The sequence below is a fragment of the Pseudomonas sp. LF-5 genome (assembly GCF_037626295.1).
GTDB lineage: Bacteria > Pseudomonadota > Gammaproteobacteria > Pseudomonadales > Pseudomonadaceae > Aquipseudomonas > Aquipseudomonas monsensis.
The window spans coordinates 200,547-219,040 of the sequence record NZ_JARKMT010000002.1; the positions used below are offsets into that span (position 1 = coordinate 200,547).

The 18,494-nt window shown below is 60.7% G+C and carries 17 protein-coding genes; 3 read left to right on the forward strand and 14 right to left on the reverse strand.

Features of this window, described 5'->3' with window-relative positions:
* Window positions 1-83 precede the first annotated feature (83 nt).
* The 4 genes from PseuLF5_RS08040 to PseuLF5_RS08055 form a co-directional block, all read right to left on the reverse strand.
* Entirely contained in the window at window positions 84-1,037 is a 954-nt protein-coding gene (locus PseuLF5_RS08040) for a hypothetical protein (protein ID WP_128615699.1), read from the reverse strand.
* A gap of 17 nt (window positions 1,038-1,054) precedes the next feature.
* Entirely contained in the window at window positions 1,055-2,770 is a 1,716-nt protein-coding gene (locus PseuLF5_RS08045; RefSeq protein ID WP_123465212.1) for a proline--tRNA ligase, read from the reverse strand.
* Between the two features lie 129 nt (window positions 2,771-2,899).
* Entirely contained in the window at window positions 2,900-4,459 is a 1,560-nt protein-coding gene (locus PseuLF5_RS08050) for an AmpG family muropeptide MFS transporter (protein ID WP_222833543.1), read from the reverse strand.
* Between the two features lie 43 nt (window positions 4,460-4,502).
* Window positions 4,503-4,856 (reverse strand): MGMT family protein, encoded by a 354-nt coding sequence (locus PseuLF5_RS08055; protein ID WP_123465216.1) that lies wholly within the window; start codon window positions 4,854-4,856, stop codon window positions 4,503-4,505.
* A 164-nt stretch (window positions 4,857-5,020) separates the two neighbouring features.
* Between PseuLF5_RS08055 and PseuLF5_RS08060 the strand changes: the two genes are divergently transcribed.
* Window positions 5,021-6,028: a DUF481 domain-containing protein gene (locus PseuLF5_RS08060; RefSeq protein ID WP_123465218.1), complete on the forward strand. Its 1,008-nt coding sequence runs from the start codon at window positions 5,021-5,023 to the stop codon at window positions 6,026-6,028.
* A gap of 161 nt (window positions 6,029-6,189) precedes the next feature.
* On the opposite strand, the gene PseuLF5_RS08065 is transcribed toward PseuLF5_RS08060, so the two are convergent.
* Entirely contained in the window at window positions 6,190-6,399 is a 210-nt protein-coding gene (locus PseuLF5_RS08065; RefSeq protein ID WP_002554837.1) for a cold-shock protein, read from the reverse strand.
* A gap of 353 nt (window positions 6,400-6,752) precedes the next feature.
* On the opposite strand from PseuLF5_RS08065, the gene dcd reads away from it, so the two are divergent.
* Window positions 6,753-7,319 carry a dCTP deaminase gene (gene dcd / locus PseuLF5_RS08070; RefSeq protein WP_007940589.1) on the forward strand — a complete coding sequence of 189 codons (567 nt, stop codon included), beginning with the start codon at window positions 6,753-6,755 and terminating at the stop codon, window positions 7,317-7,319.
* A gap of 107 nt (window positions 7,320-7,426) precedes the next feature.
* Complete coding sequence (locus PseuLF5_RS08075) at window positions 7,427-7,636, forward strand: hypothetical protein (RefSeq protein WP_123465220.1); 210 nt, start codon at window positions 7,427-7,429, stop codon at window positions 7,634-7,636.
* A gap of 46 nt (window positions 7,637-7,682) precedes the next feature.
* Here PseuLF5_RS08075 and pdeM read toward each other — a convergent pair whose 3' ends face one another.
* The 9 genes from pdeM to PseuLF5_RS08120 form a co-directional block, all read right to left on the reverse strand.
* Entirely contained in the window at window positions 7,683-8,339 is a 657-nt protein-coding gene (gene pdeM, locus PseuLF5_RS08080) for a ligase-associated DNA damage response endonuclease PdeM (RefSeq protein ID WP_340133326.1), read from the reverse strand.
* Window positions 8,336-10,825 carry a ligase-associated DNA damage response DEXH box helicase gene (locus PseuLF5_RS08085; protein WP_340133327.1) on the reverse strand — a complete coding sequence of 830 codons (2,490 nt, stop codon included), beginning with the start codon at window positions 10,823-10,825 and terminating at the stop codon, window positions 8,336-8,338. Before PseuLF5_RS08085 ends, pdeM begins: the two co-directional genes overlap by 4 nt.
* 192 nt (window positions 10,826-11,017) lie before the next feature.
* Complete coding sequence (locus PseuLF5_RS08090; protein ID WP_340133328.1) at window positions 11,018-11,782, reverse strand: ABC transporter ATP-binding protein; 765 nt, start codon at window positions 11,780-11,782, stop codon at window positions 11,018-11,020.
* A gap of 13 nt (window positions 11,783-11,795) precedes the next feature.
* Window positions 11,796-12,914 (reverse strand): succinylglutamate desuccinylase/aspartoacylase family protein, encoded by a 1,119-nt coding sequence (locus PseuLF5_RS08095; RefSeq protein ID WP_267800497.1) that lies wholly within the window; start codon window positions 12,912-12,914, stop codon window positions 11,796-11,798.
* Between the two features lie 10 nt (window positions 12,915-12,924).
* Window positions 12,925-13,635: an ABC transporter permease gene (locus tag PseuLF5_RS08100; RefSeq protein ID WP_123465230.1), complete on the reverse strand. Its 711-nt coding sequence runs from the start codon at window positions 13,633-13,635 to the stop codon at window positions 12,925-12,927.
* Window positions 13,632-14,360, reverse strand: coding sequence for an ABC transporter permease (locus tag PseuLF5_RS08105; protein WP_340133329.1), 729 nt, complete (start codon window positions 14,358-14,360; stop codon window positions 13,632-13,634). Before PseuLF5_RS08105 ends, PseuLF5_RS08100 begins: the two co-directional genes overlap by 4 nt.
* 56 nt (window positions 14,361-14,416) lie before the next feature.
* A complete protein-coding gene (locus PseuLF5_RS08110; RefSeq protein ID WP_340133330.1) occupies window positions 14,417-15,199 on the reverse strand; it encodes a transporter substrate-binding domain-containing protein in 783 nt (260 codons plus the stop codon).
* Between the two features lie 393 nt (window positions 15,200-15,592).
* Window positions 15,593-17,281, reverse strand: a complete 1,689-nt coding sequence (locus tag PseuLF5_RS08115) for an ATP-dependent DNA ligase (RefSeq protein WP_340133331.1) — start codon at window positions 17,279-17,281, stop codon at window positions 15,593-15,595.
* The gene (locus tag PseuLF5_RS08120) at window positions 17,278-18,312 is read right to left on the reverse strand and encodes a ligase-associated DNA damage response exonuclease (RefSeq protein WP_123465236.1); all 1,035 of its coding nucleotides are present in this window, start codon (window positions 18,310-18,312) and stop codon (window positions 17,278-17,280) included. The genes PseuLF5_RS08115 and PseuLF5_RS08120 overlap by 4 nt, the downstream gene beginning before the upstream one ends.
* Window positions 18,313-18,494 lie beyond the last annotated feature (182 nt).

Sequence of the window (18,494 nt, forward strand, 5' to 3'; positions counted from 1 at the left end):
CACAGGGATTTTTGGAGTTCACACAATGTGTGTTTCACCATTAAACACTGTGGGAGCGGGCTTGCCCGCGATGCTTTTAGCTTTTAATTCGGTCCCGGATCCGCCACCAGGCGCCCGGCATCCTTGGTCAGCGACTTGAGAAACTCGGTCTGCAACTCAGGATCGTTACGGGTCAGTTCGATCAGGCTTTGTTCCAGCTCGCTGGCTTCTTCTTCCAGCCCCAGTTCCGACAGACGTTTGACCCGGTGGACCCACTGACTCACTTCGTCGTCTTCCAGATCGTCGTAAATCAGCCCGTGCGCTTCCAGCAACTTGCTGCGCAGGTGGCTGCTGATGGTCAGGGACGAGTCGCTGTGCACGTCATCCTTGCCGTCCTCGACGCTGATCTGCAGTTTGCCGACATGATTGAGGTCATTTTCGGCGAACGGACTGTCCAGCAGGTTCAGGCGCAGCACGCCGTTGCGGTCGGTGGTCATGTCGAAGGTCTGCTTGCCGGCCTTGACCTGCACCGGCCGCTCGCTCCACGGCAGGCTCGAATACTCCATGCGCTTGTCGCGCTGGACTTCATCTATGCCGGCCAGGTTCTGTTGCGCACGCCCATGGGACTGCACGTTCATGAACGGGTTGACCCCGGCAATGCCGTAGTTCAGCCAATCCTTGGTCACGCTGTCCGGCAGGTTACCCAGAGCGAAGACATTGACCACGTTCGCGCCGATACCGGCCACCACGGCCACCGCGCCGAGCGGAATCTCGTAGACCTCCCGCCAGGGTTGGTAAGGCGTGTAACGGTCGTAACGACGGGTGACTTCGAACTCGGTGACTTCGAAGGTCTTCTGTTCGTTGATTTTCACGCGTCGCTGCGGCAGCTCAAGCTCCTTGGGCTCACCGACATCGATCTGCAGGCTGTGGTCGAGCAGTTTGCGCTCGACCCGCTCTTCGTGCTCGCTGCGCTGTGACATGTGATTGGCACAGCCGCTGACCAGCAGGGCACCGCACAGGGCGGTGCCACCGAGGCCCAAGGTGTTTCGCTTGAACATGAGGTCTCTATCTGGAATCAGCGGCGGATACGGGCCTGAAGGAAGGGCACTACATCGGCGACCGGCAGCGCTTGCGCTTCGGCCTCGGTACGGCTCTTGTATTCCAGGTTGCCTTCGGCAAGACCGCGGTCGCTGACCACGATCCGGTGCGGAATGCCGATCAGCTCCATGTCCGCGAACTTGATGCCCGGGCTGGTTTTCTTGTCGCGATCGTCCAGCAGCACTTCGAAGCCGGCAGCGGTCAGTTCCGCGTACAGCTTGTCGGTGGCTTCGCGCACCTGCTCGGTTTCATAGCGCAGCGGTACCAGAGCGATCTGGAACGGCGCCAGGGTGTCGCTCCAGATGATGCCGTTTTCGTCGTTGTTCTGCTCGATGGCGGCGGCAACCACGCGGGACACGCCGATGCCGTAGCAACCCATTTCCAGGGTGACAGGCTTGCCGTTCTCGCCCAGCACTTCGCACTTCATCGCCTTGCTGTACTTGTTGCCCAGCTGGAAGATGTGCCCGACTTCGATGCCGCGCTTGATTTCCAGGGTGCCTTTGCCGTCCGGGCTTGGATCGCCGGCCACGACGTTGCGCAGGTCGGCGACGGTCGGAACCGGCAGGTCACGCTCCCAGTTCACGCCGAAGTAGTGCTTGTCGTCGATGTTCGCGCCGATACCGAAGTCGCTCATCAGCTCGACCGAGCGGTCGATGATGATCGGCAATGGCAGGTTCAGCGGGCCGAGGGAACCGGCGCCGGCGCCGATGGCGTCACGCAGTTCGGCATCGGTGGCCATGACCAGCGGGCTGGCCACGCCAGGTTGCTGGGCAGCCTTGATTTCGTTGAGTTCGTGGTCGCCACGGATGACCAGCGCGATCAGCTTGCCTTCTTCTTCGGCGCGCACGATCAGGGTCTTGATGGTCTTTTCAATCGGCAGATTGAATTTCTCCACCAGCGCCGCGATGGTCTTGGTGTCTGGCGTATCGACCAGGCGCAGCTCTTCGGTCGGAGCGGCGCGCGAAGTTTCGCGTGGCACCGCTTCGGCTTTTTCGATGTTCGCCGCGTAGTCGGAACCGTTGCTGAAGACGATATCGTCTTCGCCGGATTCGGCCAGTACGTGGAATTCGTGCGAACCGGCGCCACCGATCGAGCCGTTGTCGGCTTCAACCGGACGGAATTTCAGGCCCAGGCGGGTGAACACGTTGCAGTACGCCTGGTGCATGCGGTCATAGGTGACCTGCAGCGATGCCTGGTCGGCGTGGAAGGAGTAGGCGTCCTTCATGATGAATTCGCGGCCGCGCATCAAACCGAAGCGTGGGCGGATTTCGTCACGGAATTTGGTCTGGATCTGGTACAGGTTGATCGGCAGCTGTTTGTAGCTGCTCAACTCGTTGCGCATCAGATCGGTGATCACTTCTTCGTGGGTCGGGCCCGCGCAGAAGTCGCGACCGTGGCGATCCTTGATGCGCAGCAGCTCAGGGCCGTATTCGTCCCAGCGCCCCGATTCCTGCCACAGCTCGGCCGGTTGGGTGCTCGGCATCAACACTTCCAGAGAGCCGGCGGCGTTCATTTCTTCGCGAACGATGGCTTCAACCTTGCGCATGACTCGCAGGCCCATCGGCAGCCAGGTGTACAGGCCCGAGGCAAGTTTGCGGATCATGCCGGCGCGCAGCATCAGCTGATGGCTGATCACGACCGCATCGGAAGGCGTTTCTTTCTGTGTGGCGAGCAAAAATTGACTGGTGCGCATGGTTGGCCGTTGTCGGTTGCTATGACTGGAAATGACGGAGCAGTGTACCGGCGAGTTTTGCTGACGTACAGAAGCGTGGCCGGCGGTGAGGTCCAACGGCGGGATTCCTCCCGCCGTGGGTGAAATGTCTTACGACTCTTCCGCAACCGGCGTCGGCACCGGCTCGGGGGTGGGCGTAGGGCCCTCGCGGCGATTTTCCTGGAACCAGTGCAGGGCAATCAGCACCAGGGTCGGTACGCCGAGCAACGCGGTGATCATGAAGAAGTTGTGGTAACCGAACTTCTCGACCATCACCCCGGAATAGCCGCCGATCAGGCGTGGCAGCAACAGCATGATCGAGCTGAGCAGGGCGTATTGCGTCGCGGAGAACTTGAGGTTGGTCAGGCTCGACAGATAGGCGACGAACGCCGAGGTGGCCAGCCCGGAACTGAAGTTGTCGAGGGAAATGGTCACCACCAGCATCTGCAGGTTCGGGCCCATGTCGGCGAGCATCACAAACAGCAGGTTGGTGCCCGCCGAGGCCGTACCGCCGATGAACAGGATCGGCAGGATGCCGAAACGCACGATCAGCAGGCCGCCCATGCCCGCGCCGACAAGGGTCATGATCAGGCCGAAAATCTTGCTGACACTGGCGATCTGGTCCTTGGTGAAACCCTGGTCGATGTAGAACACGTTGGCCATCACGCCCATCACGGTGTCGGACATCCGATAGGTGGCGATCAGTCCGAGCAACAGCAGCGCCTGCCAGCGGTAGCGCAGGATGAAGTCGTTGACCGGAGTCAGCACCGGCGCCAGGCCACGGCGACCCATCGCCGACAGGCACATCCAGGTGAGCAGCGTGTAAAGGATCGCACGCAGGAAGGCGCGGTCTTCGAGCAACAGGTCGAGCGGGCTCATGGTGCCAAACAGCACTTCGGCGAAGTCGGTGTTGTAGAGCTGGGTGAACATCGCCGGTACCGACACCAGTAACACGATCAGTACGAATACCGACGCGAGTTGATGCACAAAACTGTAGCGGCCGGCCTGCAACTGCGTGCGCAGCGGTACGGGTGGTTCGCGCATCAGCAGCGAGGTCAGCAGGGCAGGGATCATCAGCACCCCGAACAGGGCATAGGTGCCGGTCCAGGCCGAGTGTTGATAGTTGAAGCCGGTCGAGCCGAAGCCTTCTGCAAAGAACAGTGCACCGGCCGTGGCCAGCAGGGCGGCGACGCGGTAGCCGGACATGTAACTGGCGGCCAGTGCGGCCTGGCGGCTGTCATCGGCGATTTCCAGGCGATAGGCGTCGACCGCGATGTCCTGGGTTGCAGAGGCGAAGGCGACGACAACGGCGATGGCGATCAGCCAGGACAGGTGTTTCTGCGGATCACAGAAGCCCATGCCGATCAGGCCGAGAATCACCAGTGTCTGCGACAGCACCAGCCAGGAACGTCGTCGGCCAAGTTTGCCCAGCAACGGCAGGCGCCATTGGTCGAGCAGCGGTGACCAGACCCATTTGAACGCGTAAGCCAGGCCGATCAGGCTGGCGTAGCCGATGGTTTCACGGGCGACACCGGCTTCACGCAGCCAGACGGAAAGCGTAGAGAACACCAGCATGTACGGCAGGCCGGCGGCGAAACCGAGCAACAACAGCACGAGCGTCGAAGGACTGGCATAAGCGGCTAGCGCGGCGCGCCAGGTTTTACGGGGCATGGGCTGAAGTCTGCCTCAAGATTGCGAAAACAAAGCGCGCACTCTAACCGCTGTGCTCTACCGGACGCCAGCCATGGCGCTGAATATCCACACGATTGTTCAGGACGGTGATGCCTTCCATGCGCAATCTTGCCCGTTGTTCATCGCCCGAAGGGCTGCCCGCCGGCAGGCTGATCCGACCGCCGGCACCCAGCACACGGTGCCAGGGCAGGCGCGTATCCCCCGGCAATTGACTCAAGGTGCGGCCGACCCAGCGGGCGGCGCGCCCTAAACCGGCGAGTTCAGCCAACTGGCCATAGCTGACGACTTTGCCTTCCGGCACTTGGGCGAGGGTCGAGTAGAGCGCCGTGCGTCGGATTTGCGCTTCGCTTTCGTCTGCGTGGGTCGGGTCTGTCACGTACGCGGTTCCTGAGCATGCTCATGTTGATGACTCAAGCGTAATCCCTCGGGGCGCTATTGAGAAATGAACTCAATGGAAATCGCCCGGTCAGTCCTTGTCAGGGCATTATTCCTACGGATAATGCCGATCTTTTTTTGCAATCCTGAGCCCTCAGTCCGCTTATGTTGTCCAGAACCTTGCTGTGCCTTGCTGTCTTCAGCGCGTCTACGCCCTTGCTTGCCGATACCGTCTGGTTGAAGAACGGTGACAAGCTCAGTGGCAAAATTTCCCTGTTCGATGGCGGCAAATTGCTGATCCAGACCCAATATGCGGGTGCAGTCACGATCGACTGGAAACAGGTCAAGACCCTGGAAAGTGATCAAGAGTTGTTGGTCAAACAGGATGCTTATACCGGTGAAAAAGCCAAGTCACTGACCGCAGCCGATGACGGCAAGGTCACCCTGGCCAATGGCGAAGCACCGAAAACCGTCGAGCTGGCGAGCATTCAGCAGATTCTCAAGCCGAAACCGGTGGTCGAGGATCTGGTCTGGAAGGGCAACGTCGGCCTCGCCCTGGATTATCAGCGCGCGGAAAAGGACACCGACGACTATGACATCGACTTCAAGACCACTGCACGTCATGGTCGCTGGCGCCACACCGGCGAAGGCGAATACAACCGCGAAGTGCAGGACGAACAGGTCACCACTAACAATTGGCGCGCCGAATACGCCCTCGACCGCTTCCTGACCGACAAGTGGTTCTGGCAGGGGCGTCTGAACTACAAGCGGGATTACGTCGAAGAGCTGTCGCGTCAGCGCGTGGTCGGTACAGGTCCGGGTTACCAGTTCTGGGATGACGAACTGGGCGCGTTCTCGCTGGGTTCGCTGCTCAACCGTACCGATTACGAGTACAGCGATGGCGGCAAGGACAATTTCTACTCGGTCGCGATGAAGTGGGATTACAACCGCTACCTGATTGGCAAGAAAGTCGAGTTTTTCACCAGTGGCGAGCTGGGCAAGCCGCTCTCTGACGTCGCCAACTACGCGCTGGATGCCGAATTGGGTTTGCGCTACAAGGTCACCGACTGGGCGTCGCTCAACCTCAAGGCCGAGCGCGACATCATCAGCGGAACCCAGGATGCGGACCTGAACAAGACCCGCTATACCGCAGGGTTTGGCGTGGCCTGGTAAGGCACAGGCAAAAAGATCGCAGCCTTCGGCAGCTCCAGAGGATTAATGTACATCCTGTAGGCGCTGCCGAAGGCTGCGATCTTTTTTTACGCCTGGAAAACAAGCGCCCACAAAAAAGCCCCGCTTTTAAGGGCGGGGCTCTTTTCTAAAGAAGCTACAAGTTAGATAACTTGTACTTCTTCAGCTTGCATGCCTTTCTGACCGCGGGTAGCGATGAAAGAAACCTGTTGGCCTTCTTTCAGGCTTTTGAAGCCGTCGGATTGGATAGCTTTGAAGTGAACGAACAGGTCGTCACCGGATTGTGGAGTGATGAAGCCGAAGCCTTTTTCATCGTTGAACCACTTAACGGTACCGGTTTGGCGATTAGACATGGTGTAACTCCTTGAACAAAGATAACTGCGACTCAGGAAGAACCCTGGCCGAGACTGAGTGCAAAGAGCAGGAAAAATTCTTGTAGATGGTTGGATCGAAATTCAACATATCGTGTAGAGATTCTCAGTGACACAAGCAGCACAGTGGCGCCACCTTAACCCTTTTTCCGAGACGTGCCAATGCTTCTTGCACAGGTTTCTCTGTTTTAAGGATCGGCGGTGCGACGGTTCGTCGCCAGAGCCTGTCATTCCAGGGTGTTCGACGAGAATTGCACCCTGCACTTTGAACGCGGCGGCGCGCCCGGTAAGATGCCGGACAGAATTTTTCCACCTCGCTATTCAGGACACCCGCCATGAGCATCAAATCGGACAAGTGGATTCGCCGCATGGCGCAGGAACACGGCATGATCGAGCCGTTCGTCGAGCGTCAGATGCGCGGCAGCGACGACAGCCGTGTGATCTCCTACGGCGTGTCGAGCTACGGCTACGATGTGCGTTGCACCAACCATTTCAAGGTGTTCACCAACATCAACTCGGCCATCGTCGATCCGAAAAACTTCGATGCCGGCAGCTTCGTCGACATCCACAGCGATGTCTGCATCATCCCGCCGAACTCTTTCGCCCTGGCCAGCACCGTCGAGTATTTCCGCATCCCGCGCAATGTATTGACCATCTGCCTGGGTAAAAGCACCTACGCGCGTTGCGGCATCATCGTCAACGTCACCCCGCTCGAGCCAGAGTGGGAAGGTCACGTGACCCTGGAGTTCTCCAACACCACCAACCTGCCGGCGAAAATCTACGCCAACGAAGGCGTGGCACAGATGCTGTTCCTTGAGTCCGACGAGGAATGTGAAGTTTCCTACAAGGACCGTGGCGGCAAGTACCAGGGCCAGCGTGGCGTGACCTTGCCGCGTACCTGATCCGTCCATCCGACAGATCACGGGAATTCTTTGGCGGGCAGACACTCTATGGGGTGTACTGCCCGTTTTTGTTTCTGTCGAAACGGGCCTTCGCCGAGGAGTGCCCTATGAAGATCGATCCGCAAATCACTGCCGAACTGGCAAGGCTTGAGCCCAATCAGGTTGGCGTATTGGCCTGGTCATTGTTGGCGCACCCGCCTCTGAGCATGGCCGGTGGAATTCCCGGTCAGCCCGACCCCGATACCCCCAACGAACAACCGACCGAGCCGGGCGAGCCGACGCTTCCGGACGAGCCGCCTCCGGCACCGGTTGCCTGATCTGCGTTGAAAACCAATGGCCAGTCAGTCGAGGGCTGCGACGACTTCAACTGACTGGCCATATTTCGTTGTCACCGATGACGAAAATCCTGCAGCTTTCCTCCTTCTCGACCGGATAACCCCCGGTAAATGCGCCAAAGGCCGGTAGCAGGCTGATGCCTTCGCTGAGCCTGAAACACGCCAGGCGCAAACTTTGTCGACCCTTGCCATGCAGCCGATACACGGGATGCACATGACCGGCCAGCACGTGTCTTTCAGAATGCGGGTCCGGTTCATGCTGCAAAGCGAACGGTCCTATCAGCAGCGGTTCAGGCACGACCCGGATATTCAGCGATTCAGGCGGATCGCCCGCGCGTTTGTCGTGATTGCCACGGATCAGTGTCATCGGCAGTTCGGCGTGGCGCGCTCGCCATTGCGCCAAGGCGTTTAGCGTACCCGCTGCATGGGAGCCGGGCCCGTGCAGAAAATCGCCGAGAAATATCAGTTGCCGGCAGGGCAGTTTCGCCAGCAATCGTTCAATCACCGCGATATTGCTTGCCGTGGTGCCTTGCGGGACCGGTTGACCGAGGCTGCGGTAAGCGGCGGCTTTGCCGAAATGCACATCGGCTATCAGCAAGGCTTGTTGCGCTGGCCAGTACAGCGCCTTCTCCGGCAGCAACCAGAGGTCTTCACCTGCCAACCGCACAGGGTAGGGCGCGCTCATCGGGATTTGCCCTTGTCGGCGGATTTTTCCAGGTCACCGACCATACGTCTGATGCGGTCAGCGAGTTTCTCTGAACTCATGCTTTCGCGCATGCGTTCCACCAGCAATGGAAACCCCAGTGGCGTAGGACGCTTTATCTGATGCACGTCGAGTTTCATCCGGTTGATGTGCTCCAGTGTCTGTTCCAGACGTTGAATATCCAGTTCTTCTCGTAAGACTTCTTCCCCGGCCTGGGCCAGCAACAGGTTGTCGGCGTCGTATTGTTTGAACACTTCGAAAAACAGACCGCTGGAGGCCTGCACCTGACGGGTGCTTTTCGGCGCGCCCGGGTAACCGGCGAACACCAGCCCGGCAATTCGGGCGATTTCGCGAAAGCGCCGCAGGGCCAACTCGCCCGCGTTGAGACTGGCGAGCACATCCTTCAATAACTGTTCGGGGCTGAGCAACGCGGTATCGAGGTGCTCGGCCCAGTCCACAGGCGTGGCGCTGAGCAATTCCAGCCCGTAGTCGTTCACCGCGATGGAGAACGTCAGCGGCTGGCGCTGGCTGACGCGCCAGGCCAACAGGCTGGCGAGCCCCAGATGCACCTGACGACCGGCGAACGGGTAGAGGAAAAGGTGCCAGCCTTCGCGGGACTTCAGCACTTCTGCGAGCAAATTATCGGTGGTGGGCAGGCCAGACCAGCGTGTCTGGGTGTCCAGCAATGGCCGCAAGGCGTGCATTTCCGGGCCGGCGAACGCGCCCTCTGCGGCGGCGCTGAAGCGCCTGACCACGGCCTCGGCCAGTTCATTGGAGAGCGGCATGCGCCCGCCATTCCAGCGTGGCACGGCGGCTTTTTTCGCGGTGCTGCGTTTGACGTAAGCGGTCATGTTTTCCACCCGCACCAACTCCAGCAAACGCCCGGCAAACAGAAACCCGTCGCCCGGTTTCAGCCTTGCAATAAAACCTTCCTCGACGCTGCCCAGTTGTTTGCCGCCACCGCCCTTGCTCCAGAACTTCAGATGAATGCTTGCATCGCTGACGATCGTGCCGATGCTCATGCGATGGCGGCGCGCCAAGCGTGCATCGGGTACGCGCCAGACGCCGTGTTCGTCCGGTTCGACCCGACGGTAATCCGGATAGGCCGTCAGAGACATCCCGCCATGACGTACGAAAGCCAGCGCCCAGGCCCAATCCGCCGGGGTCAGGTCACGATAGGCCCAGGCCCCACGGACCTCTTCGTACAGCTCATCAGGAACAAATCCGCCGCCCAATGCCATGCTGACCAGGTGCTGCACCAGCACATCCAGTGGCTTGTGTGGTGACTGGCGCGGTTCGATGCGCCGTTGCTCGACAGCATCGCGGGCGGCGGCCGCTTCAATCAGTTCGAGGCTGTGCGTCGGCACCAGGGTCACCCTCGAGGTGCGTCCCGGTGCGTGGCCCGAGCGCCCGGCGCGTTGCATCAACCGCGCGACACCCTTGGCCGAACCGATTTGCAGCACGCGTTCCACCGGCAGGAAATCCACCCCCAGATCCAGGCTCGACGTGCACACCACCGCCTTCAATTGACCTTCCTTCAAGGCGTGCTCAACCCAGTCACGGGTCTCGCGGGACAATGAGCTGTGATGCAACGCAATCAACCCGGCCCAGTCCGGCCGCGCCTCAAGCAAGGCCTGATACCAGATTTCCGACTGCGCCCGGGTATTGGTGAACACCAGGCTGCTGGCGCAGGCATCGAGCTCGGCCACGACCTGCGGCAACATCTTCAGACCGATGTGCCCGGCCCACGGAAAACGCTCGATGGCGGTCGGGAGAAGGGTGTCGACTGTCAGCGATTTTTCGCTTTGCCCCTGCACACACACGCCGCCACCCTGTGGGATCAGCACCTGCTCGGCGTGGGATTGATTACCGAGGGTCGCGGAAATACCCCAGACAATCAGCTCGGGTTGCCAATGACGCAAGCGGGCGAGGGCCAGTTGCAGCTGCACGCCGCGTTTGTTGCCGAGCAGTTCGTGCCATTCATCCACCACGATCATGCGCAGGGTCGAGAGCGCGGTGCGGGCGTCGGCGCGGGCCAGTAGTAAGGTCAGGCTTTCCGGAGTGGTGATCAGGGTTGTCGGCAGGCGTCGGCTCTGGCGGGCACGCTCGCTGCTGCTGGTGTCACCGGTGCGCAGGCCGATGCTCCACGGCAGGCGCAGATCATCGACCGGGCCTTGCAAGGCGCGCGCGGTGTCGGCGGCGAGGGCACGCATGGGCGTGATCCACAAGACGGTCAGCGGTTCGGCCGGTGGTTTGCGTTTGCGTGGCGTTTCAACGACGGCGGCGCATTTGGCAAAGCGATTGAGCGCGGCGAACCAGACCGCATAGGTTTTACCGGCACCGGTGCTGGCGTGGAGCAAGCCGGATTCGCCGTTTTTGACCGCAGCCCACACCTGCTTCTGAAAGGCGAACGGCTTCCAGCCACGGGCGCTGAACCAGGTTTTTGCGAGGTCGGAGGATTTCGCCATGCGGGCTGCGCGCGCTCTGGAAGTGTTCTTTCAGAGACCACGGGGCGGGCGGACAAGTTTGATTTTTGTAGGCTGCGGAGGTCCACTGTGGGAGCGAGCTTGCTCGCGAAGGCGGCGGAACATTCAAAATCAATGTGACTGACAGAATGCTTTCGCGAGCAAGCTCGCTCCCACAGGGTTTTGCACTAATGGCTATTTGAGGTTGCCGCTGAGGAATTGTTTGAGGCGTTCGCTTTTCGGGTTGCCGAGCACATCTTCGGGCGCACCTTCTTCTTCAACCAATCCCTGATGCAGGAACAGCACCTGGCTGGAGACTTTGCGGGCGAAGCTCATCTCATGAGTCACCATGATCATGGTCCGGCCTTCTTCGGCGAGCCCCTGAATCACCTTCAGCACTTCCCCCACCAATTCCGGATCGAGCGCCGACGTCGGTTCGTCGAACAGCATCACCTCCGGCTCCATTGCCAGCGCGCGGGCAATCGCCACGCGCTGTTGCTGGCCTCCGGAGAGAAACGCCGGATATTGATCGGCGACCCGCGCCGGCAAGCCGACCTTGTCGAGATAGCGCCGGGCACGGTCGTCGGCTTCCTGTCTGCTGCAACCCAGCACCCGGCGCGGAGCCATGGTGATGTTTTCCAGCACGGTCATGTGGCTCCACAGGTTGAAATGCTGGAACACCATCGCCAGACGCGTGCGCAGGCGTTGCAATTCATCGGCGTCGGCGACGTGCATGCCGTGGCGGTCGGTGATCATGCGGATCGCCTGGCCATCAAGGCTCATGGCGCCGTCGTTGGGTTGTTCGAGGAAGTTGATGCAGCGCAGAAAGGTGCTTTTGCCCGAGCCGCTGGCGCCGATCAGGCTGATCACGTCGCCGGTCTTGGCCTTGAGCGAAACGCCTTTGAGCACCTGATGGTCGCCATAGCTTTTGTGCAGGCCTTCAACGGTCAGTTTGTACATGGGACAGACATCCTCAAGGCGAAAGTAGGTAGCCGCTGCGATAGGCTTCAGCGCCCGCAACATGGGCGATGACCATGCCGGCAGTGGCCATGCGCCGCAGCGAGCGGGCGTACATCACGCCGGCGCTGGTGCAATGAATGGGGGTGACCCGGTCGTGAATCGGGTCGATGATTTCGGCGATCTGTTGCCCGGCTTCCAGGTATTGACCGGCCGTTGCGGTGTACACCAGCAGGCCGCCGACCGGCGTGGTCACCGGTTCGACGCCGGCCAGTGGCGTGGCCGGGAATGCCAAGGGCGGCTGCGGTCTGGTTTCGCCGACGATCGCATCGAACTGGATCAGGTAGTCGATCAAGGCCTGGCAATCGCGGCTGGCCATCGGGTGATTGACGTCACCCTGGCCGCGCAATTCGACGGTCACCGAGAAACTGCCCAGCGGAATGTCGAAGTGTTCGCCGAAGCGCTCCTTCAGTTGCCACCACAGCAGGGTGAAGCACTCATCGAACGACTGGCCGCCGGAATCGGTGGCCAGCAGGCTCGCCTGTGACTCGATGTAGCGTGCCAGAGGCTCGACCTGCGGCCACGCTTCCGGCGTGGTGTACAGATGAACCACTGATTCGAAGTCGCAGTGCAAGTCCAGCACCATGTCGGCGTCACAGGCCAGCCGTTGCAGGGTCAGGCGCTGGGATTGCAGTTGGGTGCCGGCGGTCTGGCGGGCGAGGGCGTTGCGCAGGCTGGCGCGGATCAGCTCAAGGTTGCGTTGCGGGTCATCGCTCAGCTTGCCCTCGATGTCGTTGCCGATTTCTTCGCTGAGGTCGACAAACCAGCGATTGAAATTCTGCCCGCTCTCCAGTTCGTAGCGGCCCAGCGGTACGTCCATCAGCACTTGTTCGAGGCCGACCGGATTGGCCACTGGCACCAGCACGATTTCGCTGCGCAGGCGCCCGGCGGCTTCCAGCTCCGCCAGGCGCTGCTTGAGGTGCCAGGCGACGAGCATCCCGGGCAGTTCGTCGGCATGCAGCGACGACTGGATGTAGACCTTGCCTTTGGCCTGCTCCGGGCCGAAGTGGAAGCTGTGGATCTGTCTTGCGGTCCCCGGCAGCGGGGCCAGCAGGTCATGGATCTGGTGTCGCATTACAAGGTTCCTAGTGAGTCGGCCCGAGGAAGGCCAGCCATCGGCGTTCGGCGAGGCGGAACAGGCCGACCAGCGCGAAGGTAATGGTCAGGTAGATCAGCGCGGCGATGCCGAACGACTGAAAGGTCAGGAATGTCGCCGAGTTGGCGTCCCGGGCGACTTTCAGGATGTCGGGGATGGTCGCGGTGAACGCCACGGTGGTCGAGTGCAGCATCAGGATCACTTCATTGCTGTAGTACGGCAACGAACGACGCAGGGCCGAGGGCATGATCACGTAGGCATACAGTTTCCAGCCCGTCAGTCCGTAGGCCTTGGCCGCTTCGACTTCACCATGGTTCATGCTGCGGATCGCCCCGGCGAAAATCTCCGTGGTGTAGGCGCAGGTGTTCAGGGCAAAGGCGAGGATCGTGCAGTTCATCGCATCGCGGAAGAAGCTGTCGAGCAACGGCTGCGCTCGTACCGCCGCCAGGCTATAGATCCCGGTGTAGCAGATCAGCAGCTGGATATACAACGGCGTGCCCCGGAACAGGTAAGTGTAGAACTGCACCGGCCAGCGAATGTAGAAGTGCGATGAAACCCGAGCGATCGACAATGGAATCGACACCAGGAAACCAAAGAAAATAGACGCGCTGAGCAGCCACATCGTCATCGCCAGCCCGGTTATGTTGTTGCCGTCGGTATAAAGGAAGGCCTTCCAGTATTCCTGCAGAAGTTCGATCATCGTACGGCCTCCCGGGCACCGGCGGCGTAGCGACGTTCAAGCCAACGCAAAATGAAGTTGGAAGCACTGGTGATCAGCAGATAGATCAAGGCAGCGAGAACCAGGAAGTAGAACAGTTGATAAGTGCTTTTACCGGCGTCCTGCGCGGCTTTGACCAGATCGGCCAGGCCGATGATCGACACCAGCGCGGTGGCCTTGAGCATCACCATCCAGTTGTTGCCGATGCCCGGCAGGGCGAAGCGCATCATTTGCGGGAACACCACGAAGCGAAAGCGCTGGCCGCGTTTGAGGCCATACGCGGTCGCGGCTTCGACCTGACCGCGCGGCACCGAGAGGATCGCGCCACGGAACGTTTCAGTGAAATACGCGCCATAAATGAAGCCTAGGGTCAGCACCCCGGCACTGAACGGGTCGATCTCGATGTATTCCCATTCCATGTAGTCGGTGAGCGAAGTCAGCCAGGTTTGCAGGCTGTAGAAGATCAGCAGCATCAGCACCAGATCCGGCACCCCGCGAATCAGCGTGGTGTAGAGCTGGGCTGGCAGGCGCACCAGTTTGACTTTGGACAGCTTGGCACTGGCGCCGAGCAGGCCGAGCAACACGGCCACCAGCAGCGACAACGCCGATAATTTGATGGTCATCCAGGTGCCTTCCAGCAGCAACGGGCCAAAACCCTTGAGGCTGAAGGCGGAGAGCCCCAGATTTTGCAGGAGGTTTTCGAACATAAATCAGCAACCTGAGCGGATGGAAAAGGCGCCCATCGAGGATGGGCGCCGGGGCATTATTTGCCGCTGTACAGATTCAGATCGCCAAAGTGTTTCTTCTGGATGGTGGCGTAGGTGCCATCATCGTGTAACGCTTTGATACCTTTATCCAAAAGCGCCTTCAGCTCAGTGTTACCTTTCTTAATACCGACAGCGGTCTTGGCTGGCAGCAATTCGCTGTCGACTGGCTTGCTGACGTCATAGTCGGCGCCCTGTGGCGACTTCAAAAAGCCCAGTTCGGCTTGCAGCATGTCCTGAATGCCCGCGTCGAGACGGCCGGAAGTCAGGTCGGAATACACCTGGTCCTGGTTCTGATAGGCCTGAGTCTTCACGCCGGCCTTGTCCAGCACGGCTTTGGCGTAGGCTTCCTGAATAGTGCCTTGCTCGTAACCGACGGTTTTACCTTTCAGCGACGCAACGTCGGCGGTGATGCCGGAGCCTTTCTTGAACACATAAGCGGTCGGGCCGGAGAACAGTTCGCTGGAGAAGTCGATGACTTTTTCGCGGGCCGGGGTCACGGTCATCGACGAGATCACACCGTCGAATTTATTGGCTTTCAGGCCCGGAATCATGCCGTCGAAGTCGCTTTCGACCCACTTGCACTTGACCTTCAGTTCGGCGCAGATCGCGTTACCCAGGTCGATATCGAAGCCCACCAGGCTGCCGTCGGCCGCTTTCGACTCAAACGGTGCGTACGAAGGGTCAACGCCAAAGCGCAGCTCTTTGTATTCCTTGGCCAGCGCGGAGCCGGCGGCCATGCACAACGCCAGTGCAGAAAGGGTCAGCAATGCTTTTTTCATTATTCAATCCCTAAGAACCAATATGAGCGCTTGTGGCGCAGAATTATTGTTACTGGAACGCGTACGACACATAGAAAGTAGCAATTTCCGAACCAGAGTCCCGAACAAGTGTTTTAAAAGGTGGCGCAAGGATGGCGAGGCGGGGATTGGTGCACGGAAACGGGCGCGGTAAATGCGTTGCACCAAGATGGCTCGTTTGCGCGGTTCACAGTGCTTTTGTGGCGAGGGGATTTATCCCCGTTGGGCGCGCTGCGCCTCCCCGACAGCCCGGTAAATGCGTGATCGGGATTTGCGACTGCCTCGCACTCGAACGGGGATGAATCCCCTCGCCACAGATGATCTCTCGCTGGCGGTTATTTATTCCTACGCGTGTCGCTGTCCCGGAAAACCGGGTCACGCCAACAGATCCTGTAACGTCGCCAGGCTATCGGCCTCTTCCACGGTCTTGTCCTGGCGCCAGCGCAGCATGCGCGGGAAACGCACGGCAATGCCGCTTTTATGTCGACGCGAAAGGGCAATGCCTTCGAACCCCAACTCAAACACCAGGCTCGGTTTCACGCTGCTGACCGGGCCGAACTTTTCCACCGTGGTCTTGCGCACGATGCTGTCGACCTGGCGCATTTCCTCATCGGTCAGCCCGGAATAGGCCTTGGCAAACGGCACCAGTGACCGCTCGCTCGACTCCGGCGGGCCGTCCCACACCGCGAAGGTGTAATCGCTGTACAGACTGGCGCGCCGACCATGGCCGCGTTGTGCGTAGATCAGCACCGCGTCGACACTGAACGGGTCGACTTTCCACTTCCACCACACGCCCATGTCCTTGGTGCGGCCGACGCCGTATAACGCGTCGCGGGCCTTGAGCATCATGCCCTCGACTCCCAGCCGCCGCGACGCTTCGCGCTGGCGGGCGAGGTCGAACCAGTCGGTGCCGGTCAACACAGGGGAGGGCAGTAACACCGGGCTGTTGCACCGGGCGATGAGCGCTTCCAGTTGTGCGCGGCGCTCGACCTGCGGCCGGTTGCGCCAGTCCTCACCCTGCCATTCCAGCAAGTCGTAGGCGAGCACCACCACCGGCACCTCTTCGAGAATCTTCTTGTCGAGGGTCTTGCGACCGATGCGTTGTTGCAGCAAGGCAAAGGGTTGCACCGCCGGTGGTTCGGTCGATTGCGGATCGAAAGCGTCTTCAGTGCGCGGATGCGTGCTTTTCCACACGACGATTTCGCCATCGACCACCGTGCCTTCCGGCAAACCGTGTACCAGCACATCAAGCTCGGGAAAACGTTCGGTCACCAGTTCCTCGCCGCGCGACCACACCCACAAACGCCCTTCGCGCTTGACCACCTGCGCGCGGATGCCATCCCACTTCCATTCCACCTGCCAGTTGCTCGCCGGGCCGATCAGTGCTTCGAACTCCTCGACCGGTTGCGACAAGGCATGGGCGAGGAAAAACGGGTACGGCTGCCCGCCACGCTGGGCGTGCTCGTCGACCGATTCTGCGGCGATCAGTTTCAGATAGCTGGCCGCGTTCGGCCGGTTCGACAGGTCGGTGTAACCCACCAGCCGCTGCGCCACGCGTTTGCTGTCGAGCCCGGCCATGGAGGCCAGGGCGCGAGTGACCAGCAGTTTCGACACCCCCACGCGGAAACTGCCGGTGATCAGCTTGATGCACAGCATCAGGCTCGGTCGGTCCAGTTGCGCCCACAGCGCTGGCAACTGGCGGGTGAGGTATTCCGGGGTTTCACCGCGCAACGGCAGCAGTTTGTCTTCGACCCACTCGGCCAGCCCGGCCTCGGAGCTGTGCGGGTTTTCCGGCAGTACCAGCGAAATGGTTTCCGCCAGATCGCCGACCGCCTGGTAGCTCTCTTCGAACAGCCAGGGTGCAAGCCCCGAGACCTCGACGGCCAATTCGCGCAGGATGCGCACCGGCACCAGTTGCCGTGGACGACCGCCGGACAGAAAGTACACCGCCCAGGCGGCGTCCTGCGGTGCAGCCTGGGCGAAGTAATGTTGCATGGCCGCCAGTTTGGCGTTGCTGGACGTGGTGGCGTCGAGTTCGGCGTACAACTCGGCAAAGGCTTTCATGCTTGTACCTCGGCAATAACCGGGGCGGCGCCGATGTTCTCCTCTTCGTCATCGCCGTATTCGGTGCTGAAACCCTGCGCGTCCAGGCCCTGTTCGCGCAGATGACGCACCAGCACGCTGATCGAGCCGTGGGTGACCATCACCCGTTCGGCACCGGTCTGGTTGATGGCCCAGAGCAGGCCGGGCCAGTCAGCGTGATCGGACAGCACGAAGCCGCGATCCACGCCACGTCGCCGGCGAGTGCCGCGCAGGCGCATCCAGCCGCTGGCGAAGGCGTCGCTGAAATCACCAAAACGCCGCATCCAGGTGCTGCCACCGGCCGACGGCGGGGCGATGACCAAGGCCTGACGCATGATCGGGTCGGACTTCTTCACATCGCCGGCGTAGATCGTCGGCGGCAGGTACACCCCGGCTTCGCGGTAGACCCGGTTCAGCGGTTCAACCGCGCCATGACTGAGGATCGGCCCGAGACTGGCGTCGATGCCGTGCAGAATGCGCTGGGCCTTGCCGAACGAATAGCAGAACAACACGCTGGCCTTGCCGGCGGCGATGTTCGCCTGCCACCACTGGTTGATCTCGCTGAATACCTGCGCCTGCGGCTGCCAGCGGTAGATCGGCAGGCCGAAGGTCGATTCGGTGATGAAGGTATGGCAACGCACCGGCTCGAACGGCGCGCAAGTGCCGTCCGGTTCGATCTTGTAATCGCCGGACGCGACCCAGACTTCGCCGCCGTACTCCAGACGCACCTGCGCCGAACCGAGCACATGGCCCGCCGGGTGAAAACTCAAGGTAACGCCGTGGTGGGTCAGGCGCTGGCCGTAGGCGAGGGTCTGCAGATTGATGTCCTGACCCAGTCGCGCACGCAAAATCCCTTCGCTGGCGCTGCTGGCCAGGTAATGCTGGTTGCCGTTACGGGCGTGATCGCCGTGGGCATGGGTGATGACCGAGCGTTCGACGGGACGCCACGGGTCAATATAGAAATCGCCTGCCGGGCAATACAAACCTTCGGGGCGCGCGATAACAAGGTCCATGTCGTTACCAGAATGGGGGGCTTGTTAGCTATGAGGCGGGCGCGAGTCCGGAAGTTCTATCGACTTTGAAAAGCCCCCTCACCCCAGCCCTCTCCCGGAGGGAGAGGGGGCCGACCGAGGTGTCTGGTGAATTGCATCGACCTGAAAGGCCGAGTTGATTATGGGTTCGGCAAAGCCCGAAC

Excerpts from the sequence above, each read along its gene's own strand:
- PseuLF5_RS08115 (WP_340133331.1), bottom strand. The coding sequence starts at position 17,281 with ATGAAAGCCTTTGCCGAGTTGTACGCCGAACTCGACGCCACCACGTCC.
- PseuLF5_RS08050 (WP_222833543.1), bottom strand. The coding sequence starts at position 4,459 with ATGCCCCGTAAAACCTGGCGCGCCGCGCTAGCCGCTTATGCCAGTCCT.
- PseuLF5_RS08045 (WP_123465212.1), bottom strand. The coding sequence starts at position 2,770 with ATGCGCACCAGTCAATTTTTGCTCGCCACACAGAAAGAAACGCCTTCC.
- PseuLF5_RS08040 (WP_128615699.1), bottom strand. The coding sequence starts at position 1,037 with ATGTTCAAGCGAAACACCTTGGGCCTCGGTGGCACCGCCCTGTGCGGT.
- PseuLF5_RS08120 (WP_123465236.1), bottom strand. The coding sequence starts at position 18,312 with ATGGACCTTGTTATCGCGCGCCCCGAAGGTTTGTATTGCCCGGCAGGC.
- PseuLF5_RS08100 (WP_123465230.1), bottom strand. The coding sequence starts at position 13,635 with ATGATCGAACTTCTGCAGGAATACTGGAAGGCCTTCCTTTATACCGAC.
- pdeM (WP_340133326.1), bottom strand. The coding sequence starts at position 8,339 with ATGAGCGCGCCCTACCCTGTGCGGTTGGCAGGTGAAGACCTCTGGTTG.
- PseuLF5_RS08105 (WP_340133329.1), bottom strand. The coding sequence starts at position 14,360 with ATGTTCGAAAACCTCCTGCAAAATCTGGGGCTCTCCGCCTTCAGCCTC.
- PseuLF5_RS08065 (WP_002554837.1), bottom strand. The coding sequence starts at position 6,399 with ATGTCTAATCGCCAAACCGGTACCGTTAAGTGGTTCAACGATGAAAAA.
- dcd (WP_007940589.1), top strand. The coding sequence starts at position 6,753 with ATGAGCATCAAATCGGACAAGTGGATTCGCCGCATGGCGCAGGAACAC.
- PseuLF5_RS08090 (WP_340133328.1), bottom strand. The coding sequence starts at position 11,782 with ATGTACAAACTGACCGTTGAAGGCCTGCACAAAAGCTATGGCGACCAT.
- PseuLF5_RS08060 (WP_123465218.1), top strand. The coding sequence starts at position 5,021 with ATGTTGTCCAGAACCTTGCTGTGCCTTGCTGTCTTCAGCGCGTCTACG.
- PseuLF5_RS08110 (WP_340133330.1), bottom strand. The coding sequence starts at position 15,199 with ATGAAAAAAGCATTGCTGACCCTTTCTGCACTGGCGTTGTGCATGGCC.
- PseuLF5_RS08075 (WP_123465220.1), top strand. The coding sequence starts at position 7,427 with ATGAAGATCGATCCGCAAATCACTGCCGAACTGGCAAGGCTTGAGCCC.
- PseuLF5_RS08085 (WP_340133327.1), bottom strand. The coding sequence starts at position 10,825 with ATGGCGAAATCCTCCGACCTCGCAAAAACCTGGTTCAGCGCCCGTGGC.
- PseuLF5_RS08095 (WP_267800497.1), bottom strand. The coding sequence starts at position 12,914 with ATGCGACACCAGATCCATGACCTGCTGGCCCCGCTGCCGGGGACCGCA.